The organism is Cytobacillus firmus (assembly GCF_023715565.1).
Classification (GTDB): domain Bacteria; phylum Bacillota; class Bacilli; order Bacillales; family Cytobacillaceae; genus Cytobacillus; species Cytobacillus firmus_C.
In genome coordinates this window covers 1-24,028 of sequence record NZ_JAMBOJ010000058.1, presented here as the reverse complement: position 1 = coordinate 24,028, position 24,028 = coordinate 1, and the positions used below count along the sequence as shown (strand labels likewise).

Sequence of the window (24,028 nt, the reverse complement as noted above, 5' to 3'; positions counted from 1 at the left end):
AGTGATTGAGATACCTTCAAAAGTGGAAGGAAAGCATTTTGATTTGTATAAGCTGGAGCAGAATCTGAAGCCGATTGGCTATTCGATTGGCGGGAACTGGGATTATGATCACGGTTCTTTTGACTATAAAATTGATGATGAGGTGGGATACCAGTTTTTAAGGGTACCATTTAAGGCGATTGATGGGCAGCTGGATGATCTAAGCTGTACTGTGGAGATAGGCAGGCCATTTCTGCTGTCCCATAAGTACCAGCGCGGTCTTGATGACCACGCCTATACCGGAAATTTCAGCGCCTCCTTTGATCAATTCTCTGAGCCTGTGGATAAGGATGCCAGTTTTCCTAAGGAATTCATTGATCTCGGCAAAGCACTTGTAGAGGAGCTCGAGTCCATTTTAATAAGAGATTAACCCAGTATAACAATCAGCTGATCCTGCTGAAGAATTTTAAAAGGCTGGGGAGGATTAACCAGAGTTTCCTCCCCTCTTTTAACACCTAAAAGAAGGATTCCTTCATTCATAAGCTCTGCACTAAGTTCAGAAAATGTTTTATTCTCTATTTCTTCCGATGCAGGCTGAAACGTTAATTTCCGTTTATCAAGTTGTCCCAGCAAATCAAGAAAAGAAGTAACGAGCTCCTGGGAAGAAATACTGTTGATCATAACGAAGCTTGTGAGCACATTCGTCTGGACAATTTCATCAGCCCCAGCTCTTTTAGCATTTGCTGCCTGTTCAGATGTTAATATCTCCACGATGCATTGAACATCCCGATTCAATCCTTTGATTGCCAATAAGGTTAAGATTGAATTCATATCTGCATGCAATTCATCTTTATTCTGATCTGCTGTTATGATTACTTTTTTCGCATCAAATATATTTGCCTTCATAAGGACATCATCTCTGTTAGACCGTCCCTGAATAAAATGCACATTATTATGGGGAACAGGATTTGATTTTAATGTTTCATCTATTAAAGCAATGGAATGATTCATCCCATCGCCCCCGAGTGTATTTACGATTTCCCGTGCACGTTCATTCCACCCGATCACAACAATATGATTTTTACCCTGATATTTAACTTTTCCTTCCAGGAAGTCATTCTGCCGCGTTACTGCGGCTGTTGCAAGTGAAATAAAATATGTAGACAAAAAGCCCGCTCCTGTTAAAATAAGCGCAATTCCTATAATGCGCCCGCCTGTGCTAGTCGGATATAAGTCTCCAAATCCCACAGTGGAGGCTGTAACCACAGCCCACCAGATTCCATCAAAAAAGGTCGGAAAGGAGGAGGGCTCGATAATATGTATTATTCCGCCAAAAAGAAAGATTACCAGCAGGGCAATCAACAGTATCCTGATTACTAATGGCAGACGGATGAAACTGTAATAAATTTGCTGTGTCATAAAACATCACTCCTAATAAAAACCATGTGTGTATGTTATTTAAATATAAAAAAAGCCCTGCCACGTATATACTTAATTAAGTATATCGTCTATTGCACGGCTCAGCAGTTGTATATCCTTTGATATTTCATTCTTCACGTCGTCAATCTCGCACCTTTCATATTCATCCATGAGAAGGGAGAGTTCTCTCTTTAGTATGACAGCCTCGTGTTCAAAATCCATGATGACTCCCTCCTTTAGGGCTATAAAGGACTAACAGGCAGTTAGTTATTTTATTTTCATGTTACAATTATGTTACCCGAATTCTTTACAATTTAAACGGTTAAAACGTCTAAATATTAAACATGAAATTTAGAATGGGTTTAGTGTACCCTTGTATTTTGCATGGAAACTCATTGGCGTTAATAAATTGCTGGTAAGTAAAAAACAAAAAAATCCTCGTGGTATTTCCGAGGATTTCATAGAGGCAATTCTATTTTCGAATTAAGCTGTAAACTGAAGCGCCTATTAGATTCCCGGCTTCTTTCATCCGCTCGGCACTTATGTGCTCGATGGAATCCAGCGGTGTATGGTAATACGGCTCAAGATTCGCTGTGACAGGCTCCCGCCTGATAAAGTTAACAGCCGGGATCCCTGCATCGTGAAAAGAAACATGGTCGGATGCACCCCGTTGATAAAGTACTAATTCAGATGGTGTGCCAATACGCTCTGCAGTGGCAAGAGCGGTTTCTGTTGCAATATTTGCCTGTCCATCCAGGGTATTCATGTAAATCGCAGTTGCATTTTCCCATGCTGTACCTACCATATCCATATTGAAGTTTGCTATGCTCCGCTCTATTTCATTTCCGGTCAGCTGGCTGACATAATACTGAGAACCAAGAAGGCCGATTTCTTCTGCACCTACAAATGCAAATCGTAATTCTTTGTCAGCAGGATAACTTTTCAGAACTCTCGCCAGCTCAAGGGCAACAGCAGTACCTGAAGCATTATCGCTTGCCCCTGGAGCAAATGGGACACTATCGAAATGCGCAGAAATGTGGACTATATCAGCTTCCCCGCCTTTATGAGGCTTAGGGTTCTTGGTGGCAATAATGTTTTGCGATTTAATGTTTTGAAATCTTTTTACAGTAAGGGTTACTTTTTTGTTTTGTGCCGCAATATCTTGAAGAAGTGCTTCTCCGCTTGCTTTAGTTATGCTTCCTATAGGAATATTATATGGGCCTCCGATTGAGGGATTCATAGGGGCTGGCTGATCCACATTATCGTAAATAAGGACCCCTGCAGCACCGGCATTTACAGCATTTAAAACTTTTTCAGAGAACGTAATGTCACCGCGTGAAATAAGTGCTATTTTTCCTGTTGCTTCCTCTGTGAAATCAGCTGCCCTGCCTAATCCGGCATCATAGATTTCTGAGATAATTCCTTCTTCAGGCGTCGATCCCGACCCGGACGGAATGGTTACAAGAACCTCCTTCAAATCACTGGTGTGCAAACCTCCAGCCATTATATCAGGAATGTTGAATTCTTGTGTTTCCACTGTGTAGCCATATGACTGAAGGCGTTTGCGAATGAAATTTGCGGCTTCTGTTTCTGCATCAGTTCCTGCAACCCGAGGCCCGATGGTTTCTGATAAATACCTGACATCCTCCATCATGCGAGCTGCATCTATCCTTGCGATAACCTTCTGATCAAACGCTTTTGAGCCAGGATTTTCTGTCTGGTTTTGTGCTGCTTCAGCAGTCGGTACAAATTGTACAGGCACTCCATACAAACTTGAAGCTGACAGTACTGCTGCAAGCATGACAGCAGAAGCTTTCTTTCCAACTTTCATCTTTAATTCCCCCTCGACTAGTAGTCCAGCTATATGTATTCGCTTACACAACTCTGCTTCCTTTCAATAAAGAGTAAAACGAATCGATTCTCCTAGCAGATTTATTAATTGTGGGAAAAAAGGTATATATTAACTTTTGGGATTTCAAGAAAATGATAGATGTAAAGTACCGTATAAGGGGATGTATATATCTTTTTACATGACTTTAGAAGGACTCCGGTGGTTTGTCAGCAGTGATTGCGCCAGGGGTATCAGCCCTATCAATTAAATATGGGGTTGTAAAGCCGGAATTTGTTACAAGAGGATGGATCGTCCTCAAATTCTTCACAGTAAAGGATAGATCTTACGGGCTTACACGAACCGTGAATATACAGTTATATGGGATATGCAGCCGGATGATTATGTGTTTAAAGAAGGTGGTTGTCTGGGAGTAGTTGTTTTATCAAGCGATTATAACTATATAATCAGACTGGACGCAGGCACGAAAATATCCATCGATAGGGAAAGAAGCCATATCATTCTTCCTGTGCAGGGGGAGATAAACATTTCCTTGGTCCCTTTTCACAGGATCTTCCGATTGCTTTCAAACTCTATTATGGGGTTCCTGCGGCCGATTCATTTGACTAATGCAGGAATAAAACATATAATTATGCTAACAAAATAGTTCGGATTCTTCCTAAAGGGGAGTAGCTTTCAAGTAGAGTCGTCAATACGGGATGTTAAATCTCCGGCTTTACTGGCAACAGATGTTGCTTGCGAGACCTTTACCATTTATTTGGTAAGGTCTCTTTTGTTTTTTAGGCGCTGAGACCAATAAATGGCTCAGTGCCTTTTGTTTTTTTAGGAGAGTCTGGAACAGGGAGGTTTAAAAATGAAACTGTATCAACAGCTTGCAGATAGTGTGAAATTTTCAAGAAGTCTTAATTGGACCAGACTTCTTGAAAAGGACGACAGCCTGGGATTTATTGGGGCAGGGAGAAGCGCCTTTGCTTTTAGGATTAAAGAAACCAATCTTGTATTAAAAGTCTTTTTTTCGGAATTTAAAAGAATTGCCTGGGAGGAAGCGGAGATTTACAGGGCATTGCCTGACCATCCATACTACCCTTCTTTATATGACTCTGGAGATAACTATATTGTCATTGATTATGTACAGGGGCTGACTCTGTTTGATTGTCTTGCGCACGGGGTACCGATAAAGGAGGAGACAATAAGACAAATTGATGAAGCCTTAAAACTGGCGAAGGAAAGCGGGCTAAACCCCTCGGATATTCACCTTCGAAACATTATTCTTACAAAGGATGGGCAAATTAAAATTATTGATGTTGCCCGATTTAAGCAAACGAAGAATTGTACACAGTGGGATGACTTGAAGCATGCATTCTATAAATTTTACAGAAGAAGATATTTTCCAAAGAAGATTCCGGTATTAATTATGAATACAATTGCGGCTCTATATAAAAGGCGAATTGTTCGAATAGGTTCTTAAACAGTTCATTTGGTGACACATTGTTCTTATGAAATAATAAAGTCCATAAAAAGAAAGGGGCAGGTATCCATGAAGGTTCTTATCGTCGGAGCAAACGGGCAAATTGGAAAGCATCTTGTCAAGCTGATAAAGGAAGAGGATAAACATACAGCAAGAGCTATGGTCAGAAAAGAACAGCAGGTCAGCCAGTTTGAAGAAATGGGAGTGGAAACTGCATTAGCAAGCCTTGAAGGATCAGTTGAGGAATTGACTGAAGCAGCCAAAGGCTGTGATGCGGTTGTTTTTACAGCAGGTTCAGGCGGAAGTACCGGGTATGACAAAACTCTGCTGATTGACCTGGACGGAGCCGTAAAAACAATTGAAGCAGCAGAAAAGGCCGGGGTGGACCGGTTCGTTATGGTCAGCGCTATCCAGGCAAATAATCGCGATAAGTGGAGTGAAGCAATCAAACCTTATTACGCAGCAAAGCATTATGCCGACAGAATGTTGGAAAACAGCAGCTTAAACTACACAATCGTACGCCCGGGCGGCCTGACAAATGATCCGGGAACAGGCAAAATTAAAGCAGCGGAAAATTTGGAGCGGGGCTTCATTCCCCGTGAAGATGTAGCTAAAACCATTAATGCTGTGCTGGATAAGGAAAACACCTATAAGCGGGCATTCGACCTGGTATCAGGCGATGAAGATCCAGAAATGGCAGTGCAAAAAATATAACTCTTTCCCGGTGTGTATGCACCGGGATTTTTATTGGTAAAAATAGAATAAACTTGAACGGTTTGAACAGATTAATAAGAAAAACAGGAGCGTTTCAATGGACAGAAAAAAAGTAAAACTAACAACCGCAGAGATATCGGCATTATGGGCTACATATACACAAAACTCAGCCATGATTTGTTTCTATAAACATTTCATGCAGTATGTGGAGGATAAGCATATTAAGGCAAATCTTAAGGAAGCGATGAGCCTGGCGGTTTCCTCTAATAAAAATATTAAAAAAATATTTGCGGAAGAAAAATTCCCTTTGCCCAAGGGATTTGGTGACGAAGATGTAAACTTGAATGCTCCTCCTCTTTATACGGAATTATTTGCCCTAAGCTTTGTTTACAGGGGCGGACAGATGATTATTGACTTTTATTCCAATGCTCTTACGAAAGTCGCAAGGGCAGATATTGTAGAATTATATGATGGCTGCTTGCGCAAGACCATTGAGCTGTATAAGAAGTCCTTATCGCTAATGCTGGAAAAAGGGATTTATGACCGCCCTCCCAAAATGGAGTATCCGGATTCAGTGGAATTTAAAAAGAATGAACCTTCTCTCCTGAGCAGCTGGTTTGGAAATGGACGCCCGTTAAATACAATGGAGTTGAGTGAATTGTTTTTTTCAATTGAACGGAACAGTATAGGGCTTGTGCTTCTTATTGGATTGATTCAAGTAACTAAAGACAGAGAAGTTAAAGAGTATTTGTTAAAAGGAAAAAAGCTGACCGAAAGGCAAATAGAAACTTTTAATAAATTTCTAAAAGAAGACAATAGATTTGTAATTTACCCGGTTTCCCTGGAGGTAACTGCATCAAGAGTGTCTCCTTTTTCTGAGAAGTTGTTGCTGTTTATCATTTCTGCTTCCAATCAGGTTGCAATTCCGGCACTTGCAACTGCGCTATCTGTATCTATTCGCAAGGATTTAGGCGTCCAGTATACATTATTTATTGGCGAGATTTTGAAGTATGGAAGTGAAGGTTTAAAATTGTTGATTGCAAGAGGCTGGATGGAGAATCCGCCGGAATCTGAAGATAGGAAGTCATTCTACAAGTTAGAAAAATAATCTGCTGAAACTTGGCATTGGCAAATTCCAATGTCCTATTCGTTTTAAATGATGCTCCTAAGGGAATAGGAAGCTGTAAAGGGAATTACATAGTTTCACATATTCCTCATATAAATGTCTTTTTAGTGTCACAGCTTTTAGGCTGGAGCTGTGGAATAATGTGATGTAGTGAGCATTCAATAGGAGTGAGTGAATGTATAAAAAACAGGAACGTATTTTGATGTGGCTTGCTTTTACAGTGGCTATTATTATGGGACTTTCTTTTATCGGACGTATTTTTGCAGGATAGGAAAAGGAGAATGTTTAAATGGGAAATGAAGAATCAGTTTTTTTCAGCCGTGTCTTAACAGAGCTGACATTATCCTTTCATATCATTTACGCAACCATTGGTGTCGGCATCCCGCTCATGATTATGATAGCGCAGTGGGTAGGAATCAAAAAGCAGGATGAACATTATATTCTGCTCGCCAGAAGGTGGACGCGCGGTTTTGTCATTACCGTGGCTGTCGGAGTTGTTACCGGCACTGCCATCGGCCTGCAGCTGTCTTTGCTATGGCCAAACTTTATGGAACTTGCAGGAAATGTCATTGCGCTTCCTCTGTTTATGGAGACATTTGCTTTTTTCTTTGAAGCAATTTTTCTCGGGATCTATCTCTATACTTGGGATCGGTTTGAGAATCAGAAGAAGCATTTGCTTTTATTAATCCCGGTCGCAATTGGGGCATCATTCTCAGCTATTTTCATTACAATTGTAAATGCATTTATGAACGCTCCGCAGGGATTTGATATTGTGAATGGGCAGCTTGTAAATGTTAACCCGGTACTGGCGATGTTCACTCCTGCCATGCCGACAAAGGTTGCGCATGTGCTTTCAACTGCCTATATGACATCAGCGTTTGTTCTGGCATCAATAGGTGCTTATCGTCTTTTAAAAGGATCGAATCATATTTATCATAAGAAGGCATTAATGCTTACAATGAAAATCGGATTGATTTTCTCAATCGCTACAGCGGTAATTGGTGACTTCTCGGGAAAATACCTTGCAGAATACCAGCCTGAAAAACTGGCTGCCGCTGAGTGGCATTTTGAAACAGAAGAAGGAGCGCCGTTAATGCTATATGGTGTTCTTGATGACGGTGAAGTGAAGTATGCCATTAAGATTCCATATGCACTCAGCATTCTTGCGCACAGCAATCCGAATGCTGAGGTAATCGGACTTGATCAATTCCCGGAAGATGAAATTCCTCCGCTTTATATTCATTATTTATTTGACCTTATGGTTACCATTGGGATGTGGTTGACGGCACTATCACTCTTCTATGTTCTGGGTACCTGGTTTAAAATGCGCTTTGTTTCGGCTAAATGGTTCCGCTGGCTAATCGTTCTTGGCGGGCCATTATCGATCATTGCGATTGAAGCAGGATGGTGGCTTGCGGAAGTAGGCCGGCAGCCATGGATTCTCCGGGGAATTATGCGTACTGAAGAAGCCGCCACATCAAGCGGACAGGTAGACCTTATGCTTCTGGTGTTTGCAGGCTTATATCTCGTACTGGGAATCGGAAGTTTCATTGTCCTCACCAGAATGTTCCGCAAAAATCCCGTTGAGCAGGAATTGGCTGACCGTGAGCTTGAGAAAGAAGGTGAGCTTCGATGACGCTTGAGATCCTTGGTATTTCTGTCTTATGGCTGTTTCTATTCGGCTATGTCATCGTTGCGTCTATTGATTTTGGAGCAGGTTTTTTCAACGCATACAGCCTGTTTCGAGGGAAACAGCATATTTTAACGCGAATTATACAGCGCTATTTATCACCTGTTTGGGAAGTTACAAATGTATTTCTGGTGTTCTTCTTTGTTGGCATTGTCGGATTTTTTCCAAAAACAGCCTACTATTATGGAACCGTCCTGCTGGTGCCGGCAAGCATTGCGGTAGTTCTGCTTGCCATTCGTGGTTCTTATTATGCTTTTACCACCTACGGCGGGCTTAAACAAAAAAGATGGACCTATCTGTACGGGCTTTCAGGTCTTTTCATTCCTGCATCCCTGTCCATAGTCCTGACCATTTCAGAAGGCGGATTCGTTAGTGAAAGTTCAGAAGGACTCGAGCTTGACTATTGGACATTATTCACCAGCCCGCTGACCTGGAGCATTGTTGTGCTGAGTATAACAGCAGTACTTTATATATCAGCAGTGTTCCTGACATGGTATGCCAATAAAGCAAACGATGAACCGGCTGCAGAGCTGCTTAGAAAATACGCACTTATTTGGGCGGTACCTGCCATCGTAACAGCGACAGGCATTATTGTCGAACTGAGGGATCACAATCCTGAGCATTTCAGCAGATTAATGGATATGTGGTGGCTGTTCGGCATCTCATTCCTTTTGTTTGCAGGAACGGTCTATCTAATATGGAAGAGAAGATATTACGGCCTTGCATTCGGGCTGCTGACAGGGCAATTCTTTGTGGCTTTCTTTGCCTATGGTATCTCACATTATCCGTATCTCCTTTATCCATTCTTGACCATTTATGACGGTTTCACAAACGAAGCTATGGCCATCGCCCTGGTCATTGCTTTTATAGCGGGATTGGGTTTGCTTCTGCCGTCCCTTTATCTGCTGCTCAGGCTGTTTCTGTTCAATAAAGACTATGTTCAGGGTAAGCGTGACGACCATGCATAGGAGGGGAAATCATGGCTGAATTTGTGATGTTTTATGCACCGTTTATCGTCGTCTTTGGTTCCATCGCTGCTGCTTTTTGGCTGGCGGGGAAGGATGAAAGAGTGGAAGAGTAAAAAAATTGCAAGGTCTGAAGCAGACCTTGCAATTTTTTTTAGCAGCATTGAGATAAAGCAGATATTCTGAAGATGTTAAAGTGTGCGCGGGACATTTAGCATCTAGTTAAAAGAATCATGAGACTGCATTTCGGAAAGAGAGCAATTGGTGATACTTATCTTTCATAAAGCAGGTCTTTAATATTTGATATCTATCACAATGCCCTAGGGGAGATAAATTTCAATAGAAGACAAGCTGTCTACTTATCCTAGGGACAGCTTTTTTTGTTTATCTCATGTTAAGAATAATTAAAATGGACTATATTTTCTGTTTGTTATTGGATATTATTTGAAAATGTTAGTAAAAAAGTATGGTTATATAATGATTTGGACTACATATATTTTTTTAAGGGCCAAGTTTCCCCTAAGAAATGGTAATGACAATCTATATTTCGAAGGACGGAAAGGTGAAAACTATGAAGGTTTTGTTAACAGGAGGAGCAGGATTTATTGGTTCCCACATTGCCGAAGAGCTAATTAAAGAAGAGTATGAGGTCGTTATTTTAGACAGTTTAGTAACTGGTCAAGAATTAAATATTCCTGCAGGAGCTAGATTCCACCATATTGATGTATGCGGCAATTTAGATCCGATTTTTTTGGCGGAAAAACCGGATTATGTAATTCATCAAGCAGCACAAGTTTCAGTTTCCAATTCAATGACTCATCCTAAATTAGATGGAGAATCAAATATTATTGGAACAATCAATCTCTTGAATGCCTGTGTAAGACATAAAACGAAGAAATTTATATTCGCCTCCACAGCTGCATTATATGGGAATCCTAGCTATTTATCTATTGACGAAGAACATCCTGTATCACCTAAATCCTTTTATGGTTTATCAAAACTGAATGCAGAATCCTATATTAAGCTTTTTTCAGAACTGTATGGCCTGTCTTATACGATTTTACGGTACTCAAATGTTTATGGAATGAGGCAGGATACAAATGGTGAAGCCGGAGTAGTAGCTATTTTCATTGAGAAGGCTATAACAGGGCAACCATTAAATATTCATGGAGATGGTTTCCAGACAAGAGACTTTGTATTTGTAAAGGATGTTGCCAAAGCAAATGCAGCAGCAATTCTTTATGGTGAGAATGAAATAATTAACATAAGTAATAATACTCAAACTTCCATTAAAGATATTGTAAGCGAGTTGAACTATCTATTAGATTCTGAAATTATGCCAATTTACGGTCAGGAAAGGAAAGGGGATATAAGACATAGCCGTCTATCAAATAAAAAAGCCAGTAAATTGCTGAAATGGGAGCCAAGCTATTCTTTTATAGATGGGTTAAGAGAAACGGTTGCCTCTATGGGCCAAATTCAATTAAGGGCATAAAAGTTTTGGAGGTTTCCATGAATGAACAAATAGATCTTAAAACTTTTTTCAGGATAATAAAAAAAAGATGGCTGACTATTATTTTTACTGTAATTTCTATTTTCCTTCTGACTTCGGGGCTGTCCATTTATGTTATAAAGCCTACCTATGAAGCAACAGAGAATATACTTATCGGGAAGCTGACAAAAAAGGATGGCCAATATGGAGATTCACAGGAGTTAAATATGCTGCTGGCTTCAACAATTGACCTTATAAAGAGCCCGGTTGTACTAAATTCAGTTAAAGAACAGTTTAATTTGGGAGATGATGACCTAGATAAAAAGCTAGCTGTCCAAAACAATCGAGATTCGCAAATAGTTAACGTAGTGGTACGAGGACACGATAGGGATAAAACCAAAGAAATTGCCAATACGATTGCTAAAACAACTGTAAATAAAATGAATGCTCAGTTTGATGTGCAGGATATAAAGCTATTAAGTGACAATGATACAGATCCATCCATTAAAGTTGTCGGAAGTTTGTCATTGAATATCGCAATTGGTCTAGTAATTGGCCTCTTTCTTGGAGTGGGACTTGCCATGTGGAGAGAGTATTGGGATGAATCAATAAAAAATATTAACGAAGTAGAAATGGCTTTAGGACTACCTGTCCTGGGACAGGTAAATCTAAAAAAAACCAAAAGAATGTATAAGGATAAATCAGGAAATATGTATCAGGCATCCTTAGAAAATAATGAAGGGAGACAAAAGGGTGTTTAAAAAAAGGAAAATAAAAAAATATACCAAAATGGTCCAACAAAGTGGCCATTCAATATGTTCAGAGCAAATTCGTATGATTTGCACTTATATAGATCATTTATATGATAGTGAATCCCATTTATTAATGGTAACTTCCCCCAATGAAGAGGACCAGAAATCCATTATATCTTCTAAATTGGCCATTGCTTTTGTTGCACAGGGAAAAAAAGTGCTTTTGGTTGATGCGAATATTCGCAGCCCTTCACTCCATCATTGGTTTCAGTTGAAGAATGAAAATGGCTTTACGAATGCAGTCAGGAATGTGGAAAGCCTTCAATTAAATAGTAAAGAGACAATTATTAATAATTTATTTATAATGCCTGCAGGACCCATTCCTTCCAATCCATCAGATGTATGGGTGGCCAGCAAAATAAAGGATATGACGAGCTGCTGCAGGACAGAATACGATGTTGTTATTTTTGAGGCACCTCCTATTTTATCTGTATCAGATTCTCAAGTGTTAGCGAGTTATTGCGATGGTACCATATTAGTTCTTAAGGAAAACAAGACAAAGAAAGACGATGCCTTCAAGGCAAAAAGGAAATTAGAAAGAAAAAACAGCAAAATATTAGGGGTCATCTATCAAACAGGTTAATGCCTACTAACGCGCAGGTGGCTATGCTATTGAAAAAATTTCAGAAACATACAATAGGAAAAAATATATTCCACTTATTTTATAGTACTGCTCTATCGAGTAGTTTAAATGCTGCTTCTTTAATTATTTTAGCTAATTATTTGCAATCCTATTATTATGGCATGTTTAGTATTGCATTAGCTTTTGCAATGATTATGGGTTATTTAACAGATTCAGGGCTGAACAGCATTGTGTTAAGAGAAGGAACTAAGAAAGATGTGGACCTATCGGTTCTTATTTCCTCTTATTTGAAGGTAAGGATCATTTTACTTGCTGTTTCTTTTTTAGTTGGATTTACCGTCATTCATTTTTCAAATTCGTGGAATAAAGAGTTTATTTTAACCTCCTATTTTTTGATTATTCCTATGGTGCTTGGCCTCACTCTGCAAAGTATTGGAACCATATTCTTTCAAATGATTGAGAGAATGCATTATTGCGGCTTAATCCGCATTGTGGCTTCTGTTTGTTTAGTTTTAACACTCTCTGCTGGATTAATTTTTAATTTAAACCATTTATTTATCTGTACTCTATATGGATTGTCTTACCTGGCAGCTGGAGTATTTGGAATTTATAAAGTTCGCCAATACGTGCAAATACGAATAAAAAGTTCGTTTCATAAGGGACTATTACGAAATATTGGATCATTTTCACTTGGAGGACTGCTCTTTGTCATTCTTCCTCATTTAGGCCCTCTTATTATAGGTAAAACTTTAACTCTAAGTGAAGTAGGCATATTTGCAGTTGCATACCGTATCCCCCAAGCATTGCAGCAAATCCCTTTTATTGTAGCAGGGGCATACTACCCCGTGTTATTCAGGGCATTTAGTAATAATCAACTAGAGGAGCACTTACATAAGAACATTACTCTTATTAAGTTAATGGCTTTAGCTGGTATTACGATAACTGTTCCCTTGTTCACTATGCCAGAGACAGTTATTCATTTATTATTCGGTGAAATGTGGATCGCTGCATCATTTCCGCTAAAAATCTTATCTGTAATGGTTACTTTACAGGCAATAAATATTGCATTAGCTGACGGGCTTACTACCAGAGGGCTGCAATCTTACCGAACTGTTATACAGGCCATAGCCATTATTACAGGCATCTTTTTATATATACAGTTCAGTAATTCATACGGCATTGCCGGTGCTGCAATCGCAGGAGTGTCAATTGAAGGAATTGCCCTTTTGGGATTTTGGATCTGTAATCCTAGTCGTTGGATAATTGCAAAAAAAGCCTTATTTCCTTATTTATTATTTTTCGTTTTATGCACCTCCAGTACAAATCTATTTACTGACTCTCACTCTTACATCGTTTTTATATTTCAAGTTCTTCTATTGGTTCTAGTTATTTTTATAGATAAAGAAATGAAGGATATGATTCTCGGTGTCCTGATAAGAGTACTCAATAGGGGGAAAGCCAAGGAAACGCAGGGAGGATAAGATGGACCACGGTATTATGGTAAGAAAACAAAAAGCCAGCTTCACGGTTTTCATTCTTTTTTTGCTCGTAACTATGGCGAATTATTATTTTTACATTGGTTTTGCCATAAAGCCATACTTAATATTTTCTATATTATATTTACTGGTCCATATAAGTTCATTCTATTTTCATCGTCTTCATGGATTTGAGATAGCGATGCTGATCTTTTACTTAGTGTATAGCTATACCGGAGCGTTTGCGTTATATCCTTCTGCAAGTATAAGAATTTTATTAGGTATTATTCTTTATATTTCTTGTTATTTCATTATTAAATCAATAATTGGTCATACAAATAATTGGACTATTGAAAGGGCAATTGCCGATGCAGGTATCGTTTTTAATATCCTGAGCCTAATTTTATATTTAATGGGGCTGCAGAAACTTGGCTTTAATTTTGAGGGTGACAGAATCTATGAGTTGGGTGTGATGCTTGATCGAAATTACCCAAGGCTAATAGGGGTATTGCAGGATCCAAATTATTTTGTCTTTTATAATACTCTCTTTTTCTCTTATTTTTTATGCCATTCAAAACCAATGAAAAATAAAGCAGGACTGCTGCTTTGTATCCTAACAAATTTATTAACCTTTTCACGGGGAGGACTATTAGTTTTATTAGTTACACTATGCCTATACATTTTGAAAGATAAGCCGCTAAAAAAGATAAAGCTTCTAGCTGGAATGGTTGTTTTTCTATCTGCTGCTGCTTACCTTGTGGTCTACTATATGAAATTAAATCTACTCAGTGTTTTAGGATCTAGAATAGAAGATCTGGCAAAGGATGGTGGAAGCGGAAGGTTGGAATTATGGGGAAGAGCCTGGGAATTCTTTGTTTCCTATAAGTATTTAGGAATCGGAGCTTATAATTTTCCAGAATATAATTCATTTCGATATGGTGATTCGCTTCAGGTTCATAACACCTTTTTAGAGATTCTATCAGAATCGGGTTTAATTGGCATTGCTTGTTTCTGTGTGTTTATCCTTACAGTTTTTATTCAATTAATCCAAAGTAAGTTATATAGAAACAAACCATATCTATTGCTTACTTTTGTTGGAATAATACTTCAAATGGGATTCCTTTCGATTATTATTAACGATATGTTTTTTCTCTATCTAGCTATCCTATCAACCTATATGCATCAGGAACGGTACAAAAGTCAAATAAAACAAAGAAGTCCTGGGTTAATTGAAAAGTAAATGAATTGGGGATGTGGAAAAGATTGAGAGTACTGATCATTACAGACAAATTAGATTTTGGTGGAGCTGAAATGTATTTTTGCAAATTAGAGAACCACCTGCAAGACTCAAATATCACTTTTCACTTTGCTGCAGGCAACGGCCAATTATATGGAAGGATCAAAAATAAACAGCGTTTTCATGAACTAAGCAGAACAAACCATATCCAAAATATAAAGAAATTGGTGAAAATCGTCTTAGAGAAGAAAATTGATCTAATTCACGCGAATAGTTTAAGAATGGTTCTTTACTGTATATGTGTCAGAAAAATATCAACCATTAAATTTAAGATAGTATATACAAAGCATAATGTAACAATTTTGGAGAATAAGAGCCGCAGGGCCTTTGCCTATCTAATAAACAAATGTGTTGAAAGAGTGATTACAGTAAGTGACTTCGAAAAAAACAGCCTTATTGAGGCTGAGGTAAAGGAAAACAAAATTACCACTGTGTACAACGGAGTGGATTTAAATCAATTCGGCTTCAGTCAAAAGAAAAAAGGTGAATTTTTTAAAGTTGGTTTATTAGCAAGATTATCTGAGGAAAAAAATCATGAATTATTTATTAGAATCGCAGATAAGTTAAGAGATATTCCGCACTTTGAATTTTATATTGCGGGTGATGGTCCGAGAAAGCAAAAAATTAAATCCATGATTGAAACCTGCAATCTGTCACACAAAATTAAATTGGTTGGTGCTGTAAACAGGCCGGAGGAATTTATAAAAAACATCGACATTCTGCTCTTAACTTCTTATCGTGAGGTATTCCCAATGGTTATTTTAGAAGCTATGGCTGTGGGAGCCAGCGTTATAGCTATAGATCGGGGCGGTATAAAGGAAGCTATTATCGATAAAGAGACTGGTTTTTTAATAAGGAGGCATTCAGCGGATGAATTTTGCCGAATGATACTAAAGATAGAATCGGATGAGTCACTTAAATATAAGCTAATTGAAAATGCCAGAAGAAAAGTGGAGGAGGAATTCTCTTTAGATAAGATGGTGGAAAACACTTTAAGGGAGTACCGGATGTGTTTGAAATAGGTGATTTTATAAATCCGCTCTCTAAATTGGGATTTTGCAAACATCCCTCAAGGACACTGTGAAAAGGAGTAGGTAAATTGATCTTGGCCATTTTGGATATAGTATTGGTTTATTTAGGATATATAGTGACTATTTGGTTCTACCATGTCTTTTCAATACCTGCCGACTTAGAAACCTTAAATCTACTCTGGTTATTAATCCCCTCAGCAACAGCTTTCATCTTTTTCTACTTCTTTGATTTGTATAAGAATTTGCGCGGAAGTTCTTTAAAAAGGCAGATTTATTCTCGTATTTTACCAGTTGTAATATTTTCATTTTTTGTTTCAGCTGTTTCCTTTTCAGGATCATTAATGTTTTATCGAAAAAGCTTCTTCATTGAGGCCCTCATTATTCAAATTATTCTGCTTTCAGCTACTCATGGCGGAATATGGCTTATGGCTAATAAATTGCATGGCCGCAAAAGAGTAGTCATAATTTGTGAGGACGAAAATACTGGCCAGTATTTGGCACAAAAATTCAATGATCATAAATGGTTTGCAATATCAGGATATTTACCTTTAGATCAAATATCACATTTAGAAAGCCATATAGATAAATTCGATGTATTTCTCCTCTCTCCTGCTATCATGGGACGGATAAAAAGCGACATTCTCAATTTATGCATCAAGAACGGGAAGGAGGTCCTAATCGTCCCACATGTTTCGGATTTGATTATACATTCTGCTAAATCGCAGCAAATCGGTGACATGCTGGTAAATTCTATTTATGCGCCTGGATTAAATATTTGGCAGCGGATAATTAAACGGTGTTTTGATGTATTCGCATGTATGATCCTGCTTGTACTTACAAGTCCTATTTTTTTAGTTCTGCTAATAATAATTCCCCTTACTTCTAGTGGACCAGCAATATATAAACAAGAACGGATTGGGCTAAATGGAAAACCATATTGGATCTACAAATTCAGAAGTATGATACAGGATGCTGAAAAAATAACAGGTCCAGTATTAGCAGAAAATAATGATTCAAGGATAACGGCAATTGGGAAATTTATAAGGGCTATTCGTTTAGATGAGCTCCCTCAACTTCTTAATGTTTTGAAAGGGGAAATGAGCTTAATTGGTCCAAGACCGGAAAGAGAATTTTTCATTAGCCAGTATATGGAGACACTTCCCTATTACTCTTATAGATTATCCGTCAAGCCGGGTATCACCGGTCTTGCTCAAGTATTAGCTTATTATTCTACGACTGCTGAGGATAAGCTGCGCTTTGATTTATTATATGTAAGGAATTATTCCTTTTCCATGGACATGAAAATCTTGTTTCAAACTTTACAAGTAGTTCTTCAGAGAGATAGAGCCCAAGGGTTAGTAAAGAACAGCGATTATGGATATCAGAGCCTAACAGGAAGCCTGGAACAAGACAAAGTAATTTAGATTGCATTTAAATCAAAATTTTTTCTGAATCTGCTTCATTTATAAATGAATGCTGAGGAGATGGTATAATGGGGATTTTAAATCAGGATTTTGTTTCGATTATTACTCCGTCATATAATTCTTCAAACTATATCTGCGCTGCAATACAATCTGTTATGACACAAACTTTTCAGAACTGGGAAATGATTATTATTGATGATTGTTCTTATGATGATACTTTAGTGAAAGTAAAAAAAGAGATGCGGGGTGAATCCAGAATTAAAGTGATACAACTGCAAGAAAATAAGGGCCCCGCGTATGCTAGAAATATAGGAATTGCTGCAGCAAAAGGGAATTACTTAGCCTTTCTTGATAGTGACGATATTTGGCTACCGCAAAAATTAGAGAGACAACTAAAGTTCATGAAAAGAAATCATATAGCTTTTTCGTATACAAGTTACAAAATAATTAGTGAAAAAGAGGGAAAAGCAAAAGAAGTTATTAATGTCCCGCCATGTACAACTTATCGTAGTTTACTAAAAAATACGGCGATAGGGACACTCACAGTAATGCTTGATACAAGTCAATTAGGGTTGGTGCAAATGCCCTTATATAGAGATTGTTCAGAGGATTTCGGACTTTGGCTATCCATTTTATCTAAAGGGATCTATGCTTATGGGTTAGATGAAGAGCTGGCTATTTATAGAAAGAGAGAGCATTCCCTATCAGGCAATAAACTCAAATCTGCCCGAAAAACATGGAATACTTATAGGAAAGTAGAGAAAATTAATTTCGCACCAGCATTATGGTATTTTGCAAATTACTCCTTCAATGCCCTAAAGAAGCATTCTTTAATCAGTTTATAGATAACAGTTAGCCGGCTCAAAAGAAAATTAGGGGCAGGCTTTTTTTATGCCCAATTAGTATATTTAATTTAGCGCTTGTGTTATTCGCTTATCCCTTAAATAAAAAAAATACATACAATAGAGTAATAAATAAGAAGGAGTGACTGACAATAGCAGGAGATCCAAATGTTGTTTACGTTGAAGATTTTGGTGGCAGTACAGCCCAAGCGAAAGTCCAGGCGGCCATAAACTTTGCCTTTCAAAACAATAAAAAAACAGTTATTGCAGCAGATAAAGATTATTACATGACAGGTAACGTTATTATTAAGCAGGGCGTGAAACTGCAGGGCAGTTATGGGACAAGATTTGTCATTGGTGCAAATGTTAGAGGGTTTGAGCTGGAGAGGGATGCTTCTCTATGGAATTCCAGGATTATGGTGGATTATAAAGGATACACCAAAGAGGTTATTTATTTGGATGGAAAGCATAAGTACTATAATACATGGCATAATGCTTTACTAAAGAACCTTGTGATAGTAAATTGGTCTGGAACAGTATCGGGAACTGGGATTTACTTGTATTCAGGAGGAAGTGGCCATGAAATCTCGTTTGTAAATTTTACGGATATCAAAATAGTAGGTTTTTCGAAAGGAATTTATTTAAAAGCAGTTAAACCTGCTAGCGGATTTGCATATGTTAATGCAAATCGCTTTGATAAGATTTCTTTGGATGATTGTATTGATAATATCATTTTGGAAGGAAGCGAAACCATTCCAAATGAATGCAGCGGAAATTCCTTCACAAATTTACAGATACAGCCAACTTCTAACACTAAACGAATTATGACCATTCAGGGGCAAATTAATAAAGTTGACGGAATTTGCTGGGATCTGCATCAAATTCAGCATTCTGATCCTATTATTATCTTTAAAAAAGAAAGCAACTATAATTATTTAGACATGAGATCCATACCAGCAAATAGAATATTAAATAGCGGAAAATCAGGTAACCGGTTTGAAACAATTTAACTAGCATCCAAGAAAGATAAAGGTTCTATGCGGTTTAAAAATTCCACTAAAAAATATACAGCCTTTCTAGCAGTTTATTTGAAGATCTTCTTCTGTTTATTTGTAGTAGTGCATATTAATAGTATTACAAGACAAAGGGAGTACAAATACTGTTAAAGGCGTTTTTAGGGGGATCTTAAATGAAAATCCGAAAAGCAATCATTCCGGCAGCGGGATTGGGGACTAGATTTTTACCGGCAACTAAATCACAGCCAAAGGAAATGCTGCCTATTGTAGATAAGCCAACACTTCAATATATTGTAGAGGAAGCAGTGGAATCGGGGATAGAAGAAATATTAATAATAACTGGAAGAAATAAAAGTTCGATTGAAGATCACTTTGATAAATCCTTCGAGCTCGAACTCGAGCTCGAAGCTAAGAAAAAATATGAGTTACTAAATGTAGTACGATCTATATCAGAGATGATAAATATTCATTATATACGGCAAAAGGAACCAAAGGGACTGGGCCATGCGGTTTATTGTGCGAAAAGTTTTATTGGCAATGAGCCCTTTGCTGTTCTATTAGGCGACGATATTGTATATGGAAAAAAACCATGTTTAAAGCAATTAATAGAAACCTATGAAGTATATAAAACAACAATTCTTGGAGTCCAAACAGTAAACACTAATGATGTCAGTAAATACGGCATAATCCAGGGTGAATATATTAAAGAAAATATATACAAGGTTAACAGTCTGGTCGAAAAACCATCTGTAACAAATGCTCCATCTAATATAGCAATCCTTGGCAGATATATTATTACTCCTTCGATTTTTGATATTCTCGAAAATATCAGTCCAGGATTAGGCGGTGAAATTCAGTTAACAGATGCACTAAAAGAATTGTCGAAGGTGGAATCACTATTTGCGATTGATTTTGAAGGGATTAGATACGATGTTGGGGACAAATTGGGTTTTTTACAGGCTACAATTGATTTTGCGCTAAGAAGAAAAGATTTAAGAGAAGAATTCCTTAGCTATCTATTTGAAACTTTAAAAAATGAAAGAGAAACCCTTATAAAATAATACTTTAATTACGGTGCAATGGCTGGGTGATTAAAAGGAAATACAAAGTGTTTTTTTAGGGAAATTCGGGGAATTTTATTATATAAATGAAGATATAATATGGGTTGGTGTTATGCAGGGGGATAGTATGGAAGAGACTCATGCTTCTAGCTAGTTCTTATATGCAATCGTGATAATAAAAACTCTTGAACGACTGTTGGAGGTGATGAGGAAATTATAATTGATTTGGAGCAATTTTAACAATGAAAGATTGTGGCAAAATGTACATAAGTAAAGGTAAGTTATTTAAAAAAACTTAAAATATAAACTGAATTTCTGGAACAGCCCAGCACAGTGGATGAACTTCCCGAATAGTAATTCCCAATTCTTCTGCCAGCACTTTGTAACTCTTAGATCGTTCGCGTATTTCATGATGGCATTTTGCTTAACCCCCATCCGTATAGCTCTTAAAAGATAGTCCTCTCTTTACTATAAAAAAACCCTCCAAGCAGCATTCTTTTCTAAATGGTTACCTATTAACAGCATGCATACGTTATTATCATACTCGCTAACCTAAGCTGAGCATTAGAAGATGGAGCAGCATGATTGAGGAATGCACTCTATTTCCATTTAGTCCATATTTATATTGGAGCTTGAATACATTATATGCAGAACCAATATTTTACAGATTGAATGTCTTGATATAAAAAGGGGTCAGAGCTAATGCAAAATCAAAAGACCTTATGAATATTAAGTGGAAAAATGAAAAAAAGCCTTGAGTTATCAAGGCTTTTAGGCGGAATTGCATTATGGAGAATAGGGGGCTCGAACCCCTGACCTCAACGCTGCCAGCGTTGCGCTCTCCCAGCTGAGCTAATCCCCCGGGTAGTGGTACAAGAAAAATTATAACCACATCGGGGCTATCTTGCAAGAGGAATATTAAAAAAATTTACTGCATACTATCGATTTCCATGCACTGTACTCCGGGAATACTTGAAACACTGTAATAAACATCCGTAGTTCTTCTTTTGTAGTCGACGGCAACGATGAGCTGCACAAGATGCAGATTCTCATCCTCTAAATCTTTAATGCGAATATGTTTGATAGATATATCAAGGTCTTTTACAGCTGGAATGATGTCTGCAATATTTTCTTTATCTCTTACTTTCAGCTGCAGGTTTATCTCTTTTTCCCTTAAACGTTTAGGACCGATTAAGCTCATGATAAAAGGAATTACCTCTACTGAAATAATCAGCAGTGCTACTCCAGCCATTGCTTCAATATAAAAGCCTGCTCCTACAGCAATTCCAATCCCCGCTGCTCCCCAGATTAAGGCAGCAGTTGTAAGACCCGAAATGCTATCATTTCCGCGCCTTAATATAACGCCTGCACCCAAAAATCCAATTCCTGAAACAATTTGGGCAGCTAAACGCAGAGGATCCATCGTAATGTTGATGTTATCATTACCTGGAAACATATAGGCTGATTCAATAGACACAATGGTCAAGAGGCAGCTTACTATGGAAATAACTAAGCTGGTCTTTAGGCCGACCGGCTTTCTTTTTAATTCTCTCTCCAGGCCGATAACTAGACCCAAGACTGCTGATATGCCCAGTTTCATTAAAATTTCAATTTCTAAACTGCTCATAATATCTCCCGCTTTGTAAAGTATTATATATCCAAAATAGGATTTAATAAAACCGTAGTAAAAGTTTGGCTGTACGTTGTAAAATGAAATATACCCTAATTTTTAGGAAACCGAAACAAGGAGTATAAAAATGTCTAATACAAAAATAAACCCTTATGTTGTCCTTGCAATTGGCGTCGTTTCTGTCTCCACTTCGGCAATATTGGTGAAGGTATCCAGCGCTCCATCGGGAGTCATTGCATTTTATAGATTATTTTTTTCTGTTCTTTTCATGTTGCCTGTATTTCTTATAAAGTATGTTCCAGAACTTCGTCTTATTACAAAACGGGATTGGATCTATTCCATCATTGCCGGTGTGTTTCTTGCTTTCCATTTTATTTTATGGTTTGAGTCACTGAACTACACCTCAGTAGCCAGTTCTACAGTTCTTGTGACTCTTCAGCCTCTTTTTGCGTTTGCAGGTACCTATTTCTTCTTTAAAGAAAAGTTTACCTGGAAAGCTATATTAAGCGGGCTGCTCGCAATTGCAGGCAGTGTAATTATCAGTTGGGGAGATTTTCAGATCAGCGGGACTGCTTTGTTCGGAGATATACTGGCAGTCATTGCATGTGCCCTCGTAACGGCTTACTTAATGTTTGGCCAGACAGTCAGAAAAAGGCTTTCCCTCGTTACTTACACATTTGTTGTTTACAGTATTAGCGCTATTACATTGTTCTTTTATGTGTTAATTGCCGGAGAACCTTTACTCCCGTATGGAACCGGTGATTGGGTATATTTTATCCTGCTCGCACTTGTTCCCACCCTGCTTGGACATACATTGTTCAATTGGTCAGTAAAGTGGCTAAGCACTTCAACCATTTCAATGGCCATTTTATTCGAACCGGTGGGGGCTGCTGTTTTAGCTTATTATTTGCTTCATGAGTCTATTATATGGACACAAGTTCTTGGAGGGACAGTTGTAATTGGAGGAATAACTCTCTTTTTATTAGATGAGAGAAAGATTCGAATGAAAGAGTTGAAGAAAAAAACAACGGTTTCCGGATAAATGGGAGCTTGTCTACAGGTTTAATACTGAAAAAATCTCCCTGAAACGGGGAGATTTTTTTATCTGAATACATAGGTAAGAGCTGAGAAAATAAAAGCAGCCGTAACAGAAAAGATGAAGGTGCCTCCATTGACCTCTTCATCTGAGTCTGCAATTTTAATTCCTTCTGCATAAGCATAAGCAAACAAAAATACGGCCATGATTACAGATAGGTATAGTGCTGCGGTTTCCAGTATAATTCACACCTTTCATTTAAAGTAGAGTTAATAGATATTATGAGAATTAACTCAAACTATTACTACTTCTTCTTTAATACTGGTTATATTTTTATTTTGAGTTTGTACTTCAATAAGCAGGTATAAGAATTTCTTATAAATTTATTATTCTGTTGGGTTGCTTTTAAAATTGTGGAAAAGTTAACAAAGTTATCAACAGGCTGTGTGTAACTTTGTTGACAACTGAAATAGTAAGTGTTTTACAGTGGATAAGTATGTGGGCATTTATGATAATGTTTTCGGATAATATTCTATTGATATAACTTATTATTGAAAGGTCAAGTTAATTACGCATTAATTATGTTTGTAGAACTTGCACCAATTATGAGAACTGGATCAGGACTAGTTAGATTTTTCGGCTGTTCAATTAAAGGTCCTATCTAATTTAATGTTTCCAAATCAATCATTTAATAGAGAAGAAAGTAAAAACAAAATGCATCGAGATATAAAGTTAAACATTTTTAAAAAATTATATTGCAAACATTTAATTAGTCATGGTATATTAATTCTTGTCCTCAGCAAGGCGATTTGAACAGAGAAAAAACATTTTCAAAAAGTTGTTGACTTGTTCATGGGTGACATGTTATACTTATAAAGTCGCTTCTGAGCGATTAGGTAAAATATAACAAACGAAATTGATCTTTGAAAACTGAACGAACAATACGTCAACGTTTAAATCATTAGTCTTTTTCGAAAAGACAATCGAGCTTAATCAACTCTTATATGGAGAGTTTGATCCTGGCTCAGGACGAACGCTGGCGGCGTGCCTAATACATGCAAGTCGAGCGGACAGATGGGAGCTTGCTCCCTGAAGTCAGCGGCGGACGGGTGAGTAACA

Annotated in this window: 24 protein-coding genes, 1 tRNA gene and 1 rRNA gene; 20 read left to right on the top strand and 6 right to left on the bottom strand. The window is 37.8% G+C overall.

All coding sequences use genetic code 11. The features are described 5' to 3' along the window. Position 1: 1 nt before the first annotated feature. Entirely contained in the window at positions 2-409 is a 408-nt protein-coding gene (locus M3205_RS19720) for a YugN-like family protein (protein ID WP_251171441.1), read from the top strand. Here the strand turns inward: M3205_RS19720 and M3205_RS19715 are convergent. The 3 genes from M3205_RS19715 to M3205_RS19705 all read right to left on the bottom strand — a co-directional run bounded on the left by M3205_RS19715 (position 406) and on the right by M3205_RS19705 (position 3,229). Then, positions 406-1,398 carry a potassium channel family protein gene (locus tag M3205_RS19715; protein ID WP_251171435.1) on the bottom strand — a complete coding sequence of 331 codons (993 nt, stop codon included), beginning with the start codon at positions 1,396-1,398 and terminating at the stop codon, positions 406-408. The genes M3205_RS19720 and M3205_RS19715 overlap by 4 nt on opposite strands. 72 nt (positions 1,399-1,470) lie before the next feature. After that, positions 1,471-1,620 carry a hypothetical protein gene (locus tag M3205_RS19710; RefSeq protein WP_175609186.1) on the bottom strand — a complete coding sequence of 50 codons (150 nt, stop codon included), beginning with the start codon at positions 1,618-1,620 and terminating at the stop codon, positions 1,471-1,473. 250 nt (positions 1,621-1,870) lie between these two features. After that, positions 1,871-3,229 carry a DUF4910 domain-containing protein gene (locus M3205_RS19705; RefSeq protein WP_251171434.1) on the bottom strand — a complete coding sequence of 453 codons (1,359 nt, stop codon included), beginning with the start codon at positions 3,227-3,229 and terminating at the stop codon, positions 1,871-1,873. Positions 3,230-3,614: 385 nt separating this feature from the next. On the opposite strand from M3205_RS19705, the gene M3205_RS19700 reads away from it, so the two are divergent. From M3205_RS19700 to galU, 17 genes are all read left to right on the top strand, one after another. Further along, complete coding sequence (locus M3205_RS19700; RefSeq protein WP_251171433.1) at positions 3,615-3,893, top strand: CocE/NonD family hydrolase C-terminal non-catalytic domain-containing protein; 279 nt, start codon at positions 3,615-3,617, stop codon at positions 3,891-3,893. Between the two features lie 207 nt (positions 3,894-4,100). Further along, complete coding sequence (locus M3205_RS19695; protein ID WP_251171432.1) at positions 4,101-4,715, top strand: protein kinase family protein; 615 nt, start codon at positions 4,101-4,103, stop codon at positions 4,713-4,715. Between the two features lie 69 nt (positions 4,716-4,784). Further along, positions 4,785-5,429: an SDR family oxidoreductase gene (locus tag M3205_RS19690; RefSeq protein WP_251171431.1), complete on the top strand. Its 645-nt coding sequence runs from the start codon at positions 4,785-4,787 to the stop codon at positions 5,427-5,429. A 97-nt stretch (positions 5,430-5,526) separates the two neighbouring features. After that, complete coding sequence (locus M3205_RS19685) at positions 5,527-6,537, top strand: DUF3231 family protein (RefSeq protein ID WP_251171430.1); 1,011 nt, start codon at positions 5,527-5,529, stop codon at positions 6,535-6,537. Between the two features lie 307 nt (positions 6,538-6,844). Beyond that, positions 6,845-8,191, top strand: coding sequence for a cytochrome ubiquinol oxidase subunit I (locus M3205_RS19680; protein ID WP_251171429.1), 1,347 nt, complete (start codon positions 6,845-6,847; stop codon positions 8,189-8,191). Further along, entirely contained in the window at positions 8,188-9,213 is a 1,026-nt protein-coding gene (locus M3205_RS19675) for a cytochrome d ubiquinol oxidase subunit II (RefSeq protein ID WP_251171428.1), read from the top strand. Before M3205_RS19680 ends, M3205_RS19675 begins: the two co-directional genes overlap by 4 nt. Positions 9,214-9,224: 11 nt before the next feature. Continuing rightward, positions 9,225-9,326 carry a cytochrome bd oxidase small subunit CydS family protein gene (gene cydS, locus M3205_RS25960; RefSeq protein WP_396106091.1) on the top strand — a complete coding sequence of 34 codons (102 nt, stop codon included), beginning with the start codon at positions 9,225-9,227 and terminating at the stop codon, positions 9,324-9,326. A gap of 455 nt (positions 9,327-9,781) precedes the next feature. After that, positions 9,782-10,705, top strand: a complete 924-nt coding sequence (locus tag M3205_RS19670) for an NAD-dependent epimerase/dehydratase family protein (protein WP_251171427.1) — start codon at positions 9,782-9,784, stop codon at positions 10,703-10,705. Between the two features lie 17 nt (positions 10,706-10,722). Continuing rightward, positions 10,723-11,463, top strand: coding sequence for a YveK family protein (locus tag M3205_RS19665; RefSeq protein WP_251171426.1), 741 nt, complete (start codon positions 10,723-10,725; stop codon positions 11,461-11,463). Positions 11,464-11,536: 73 nt separating this feature from the next. After that, positions 11,537-12,097, top strand: coding sequence for a CpsD/CapB family tyrosine-protein kinase (locus M3205_RS19660; protein WP_251171425.1), 561 nt, complete (start codon positions 11,537-11,539; stop codon positions 12,095-12,097). Positions 12,098-12,126: 29 nt separating this feature from the next. Beyond that, entirely contained in the window at positions 12,127-13,578 is a 1,452-nt protein-coding gene (locus M3205_RS19655; RefSeq protein ID WP_251171424.1) for an oligosaccharide flippase family protein, read from the top strand. A 16-nt stretch (positions 13,579-13,594) separates the two neighbouring features. Beyond that, positions 13,595-14,812, top strand: a complete 1,218-nt coding sequence (locus M3205_RS19650) for an O-antigen ligase family protein (protein ID WP_251171423.1) — start codon at positions 13,595-13,597, stop codon at positions 14,810-14,812. 23 nt (positions 14,813-14,835) lie between these two features. Next, positions 14,836-15,891, top strand: a complete 1,056-nt coding sequence (locus tag M3205_RS19645) for a glycosyltransferase family 4 protein (protein ID WP_251171422.1) — start codon at positions 14,836-14,838, stop codon at positions 15,889-15,891. A gap of 77 nt (positions 15,892-15,968) precedes the next feature. Continuing rightward, positions 15,969-17,324, top strand: coding sequence for a sugar transferase (locus M3205_RS19640; RefSeq protein WP_251171421.1), 1,356 nt, complete (start codon positions 15,969-15,971; stop codon positions 17,322-17,324). A 68-nt stretch (positions 17,325-17,392) separates the two neighbouring features. Continuing rightward, on the top strand, positions 17,393-18,169 hold the full coding sequence (locus M3205_RS19635) for a glycosyltransferase family 2 protein (protein WP_251171420.1): 777 nt from the start codon (positions 17,393-17,395) through the stop codon (positions 18,167-18,169). A gap of 284 nt (positions 18,170-18,453) precedes the next feature. Then, positions 18,454-19,176, top strand: a complete 723-nt coding sequence (locus M3205_RS19630; protein ID WP_251171419.1) for a hypothetical protein — start codon at positions 18,454-18,456, stop codon at positions 19,174-19,176. A 179-nt stretch (positions 19,177-19,355) separates the two neighbouring features. Then, positions 19,356-20,243: a UTP--glucose-1-phosphate uridylyltransferase GalU gene (gene galU, locus M3205_RS19625; RefSeq protein ID WP_251171418.1), complete on the top strand. Its 888-nt coding sequence runs from the start codon at positions 19,356-19,358 to the stop codon at positions 20,241-20,243. 789 nt (positions 20,244-21,032) lie between these two features. Here galU and M3205_RS19620 read toward each other — a convergent pair. Together M3205_RS19620 and M3205_RS19615 are read right to left on the bottom strand one after the other, a co-directional pair. Beyond that, positions 21,033-21,105, bottom strand: a tRNA-Ala gene (locus tag M3205_RS19620). A gap of 66 nt (positions 21,106-21,171) precedes the next feature. Next, complete coding sequence (locus M3205_RS19615) at positions 21,172-21,870, bottom strand: MgtC/SapB family protein (RefSeq protein WP_251171417.1); 699 nt, start codon at positions 21,868-21,870, stop codon at positions 21,172-21,174. A gap of 130 nt (positions 21,871-22,000) precedes the next feature. Here M3205_RS19615 and M3205_RS19610 point away from each other — a divergent pair, with 130 nt between their 5' ends. After that, positions 22,001-22,915, top strand: coding sequence for a DMT family transporter (locus M3205_RS19610; RefSeq protein ID WP_251171416.1), 915 nt, complete (start codon positions 22,001-22,003; stop codon positions 22,913-22,915). 59 nt (positions 22,916-22,974) lie between these two features. On the opposite strand, the gene M3205_RS19605 is transcribed toward M3205_RS19610, so the two are convergent. Then, positions 22,975-23,115 (bottom strand): hypothetical protein, encoded by a 141-nt coding sequence (locus tag M3205_RS19605; protein ID WP_251171415.1) that lies wholly within the window; start codon positions 23,113-23,115, stop codon positions 22,975-22,977. A 795-nt stretch (positions 23,116-23,910) separates the two neighbouring features. On the opposite strand from M3205_RS19605, the gene M3205_RS19600 reads away from it, so the two are divergent. Next, a 16S ribosomal RNA gene (locus M3205_RS19600) occupies positions 23,911-24,028 on the top strand; the annotation flags it as partial.

Bases quoted from the DNA above. Each gene is read 5' to 3' on its own strand.
- M3205_RS19715 (WP_251171435.1), bottom strand. From the start codon at position 1,398: ATGACACAGCAAATTTATTACAGTTTCATCCGTCTGCCATTAGTAATC.
- M3205_RS19695 (WP_251171432.1), top strand. From the start codon at position 4,101: ATGAAACTGTATCAACAGCTTGCAGATAGTGTGAAATTTTCAAGAAGT.
- M3205_RS19605 (WP_251171415.1), bottom strand. From the start codon at position 23,115: ATGGCCGTATTTTTGTTTGCTTATGCTTATGCAGAAGGAATTAAAATT.
- M3205_RS19685 (WP_251171430.1), top strand. From the start codon at position 5,527: ATGGACAGAAAAAAAGTAAAACTAACAACCGCAGAGATATCGGCATTA.
- M3205_RS19680 (WP_251171429.1), top strand. From the start codon at position 6,845: ATGGGAAATGAAGAATCAGTTTTTTTCAGCCGTGTCTTAACAGAGCTG.
- M3205_RS19650 (WP_251171423.1), top strand. From the start codon at position 13,595: ATGGTAAGAAAACAAAAAGCCAGCTTCACGGTTTTCATTCTTTTTTTG.
- cydS (WP_396106091.1), top strand. From the start codon at position 9,225: ATGGCTGAATTTGTGATGTTTTATGCACCGTTTATCGTCGTCTTTGGT.
- M3205_RS19710 (WP_175609186.1), bottom strand. From the start codon at position 1,620: ATGGATTTTGAACACGAGGCTGTCATACTAAAGAGAGAACTCTCCCTT.
- M3205_RS19630 (WP_251171419.1), top strand. From the start codon at position 18,454: ATGACAGGTAACGTTATTATTAAGCAGGGCGTGAAACTGCAGGGCAGT.
- M3205_RS19635 (WP_251171420.1), top strand. From the start codon at position 17,393: ATGGGGATTTTAAATCAGGATTTTGTTTCGATTATTACTCCGTCATAT.
- M3205_RS19665 (WP_251171426.1), top strand. From the start codon at position 10,723: ATGAATGAACAAATAGATCTTAAAACTTTTTTCAGGATAATAAAAAAA.
- M3205_RS19670 (WP_251171427.1), top strand. From the start codon at position 9,782: ATGAAGGTTTTGTTAACAGGAGGAGCAGGATTTATTGGTTCCCACATT.
- M3205_RS19610 (WP_251171416.1), top strand. From the start codon at position 22,001: ATGTCTAATACAAAAATAAACCCTTATGTTGTCCTTGCAATTGGCGTC.
- M3205_RS19690 (WP_251171431.1), top strand. From the start codon at position 4,785: ATGAAGGTTCTTATCGTCGGAGCAAACGGGCAAATTGGAAAGCATCTT.
- M3205_RS19705 (WP_251171434.1), bottom strand. From the start codon at position 3,229: ATGAAAGTTGGAAAGAAAGCTTCTGCTGTCATGCTTGCAGCAGTACTG.
- M3205_RS19700 (WP_251171433.1), top strand. From the start codon at position 3,615: ATGCAGCCGGATGATTATGTGTTTAAAGAAGGTGGTTGTCTGGGAGTA.
- M3205_RS19675 (WP_251171428.1), top strand. From the start codon at position 8,188: ATGACGCTTGAGATCCTTGGTATTTCTGTCTTATGGCTGTTTCTATTC.
- galU (WP_251171418.1), top strand. From the start codon at position 19,356: ATGAAAATCCGAAAAGCAATCATTCCGGCAGCGGGATTGGGGACTAGA.
- M3205_RS19660 (WP_251171425.1), top strand. From the start codon at position 11,537: ATGATTTGCACTTATATAGATCATTTATATGATAGTGAATCCCATTTA.
- M3205_RS19615 (WP_251171417.1), bottom strand. From the start codon at position 21,870: ATGAGCAGTTTAGAAATTGAAATTTTAATGAAACTGGGCATATCAGCA.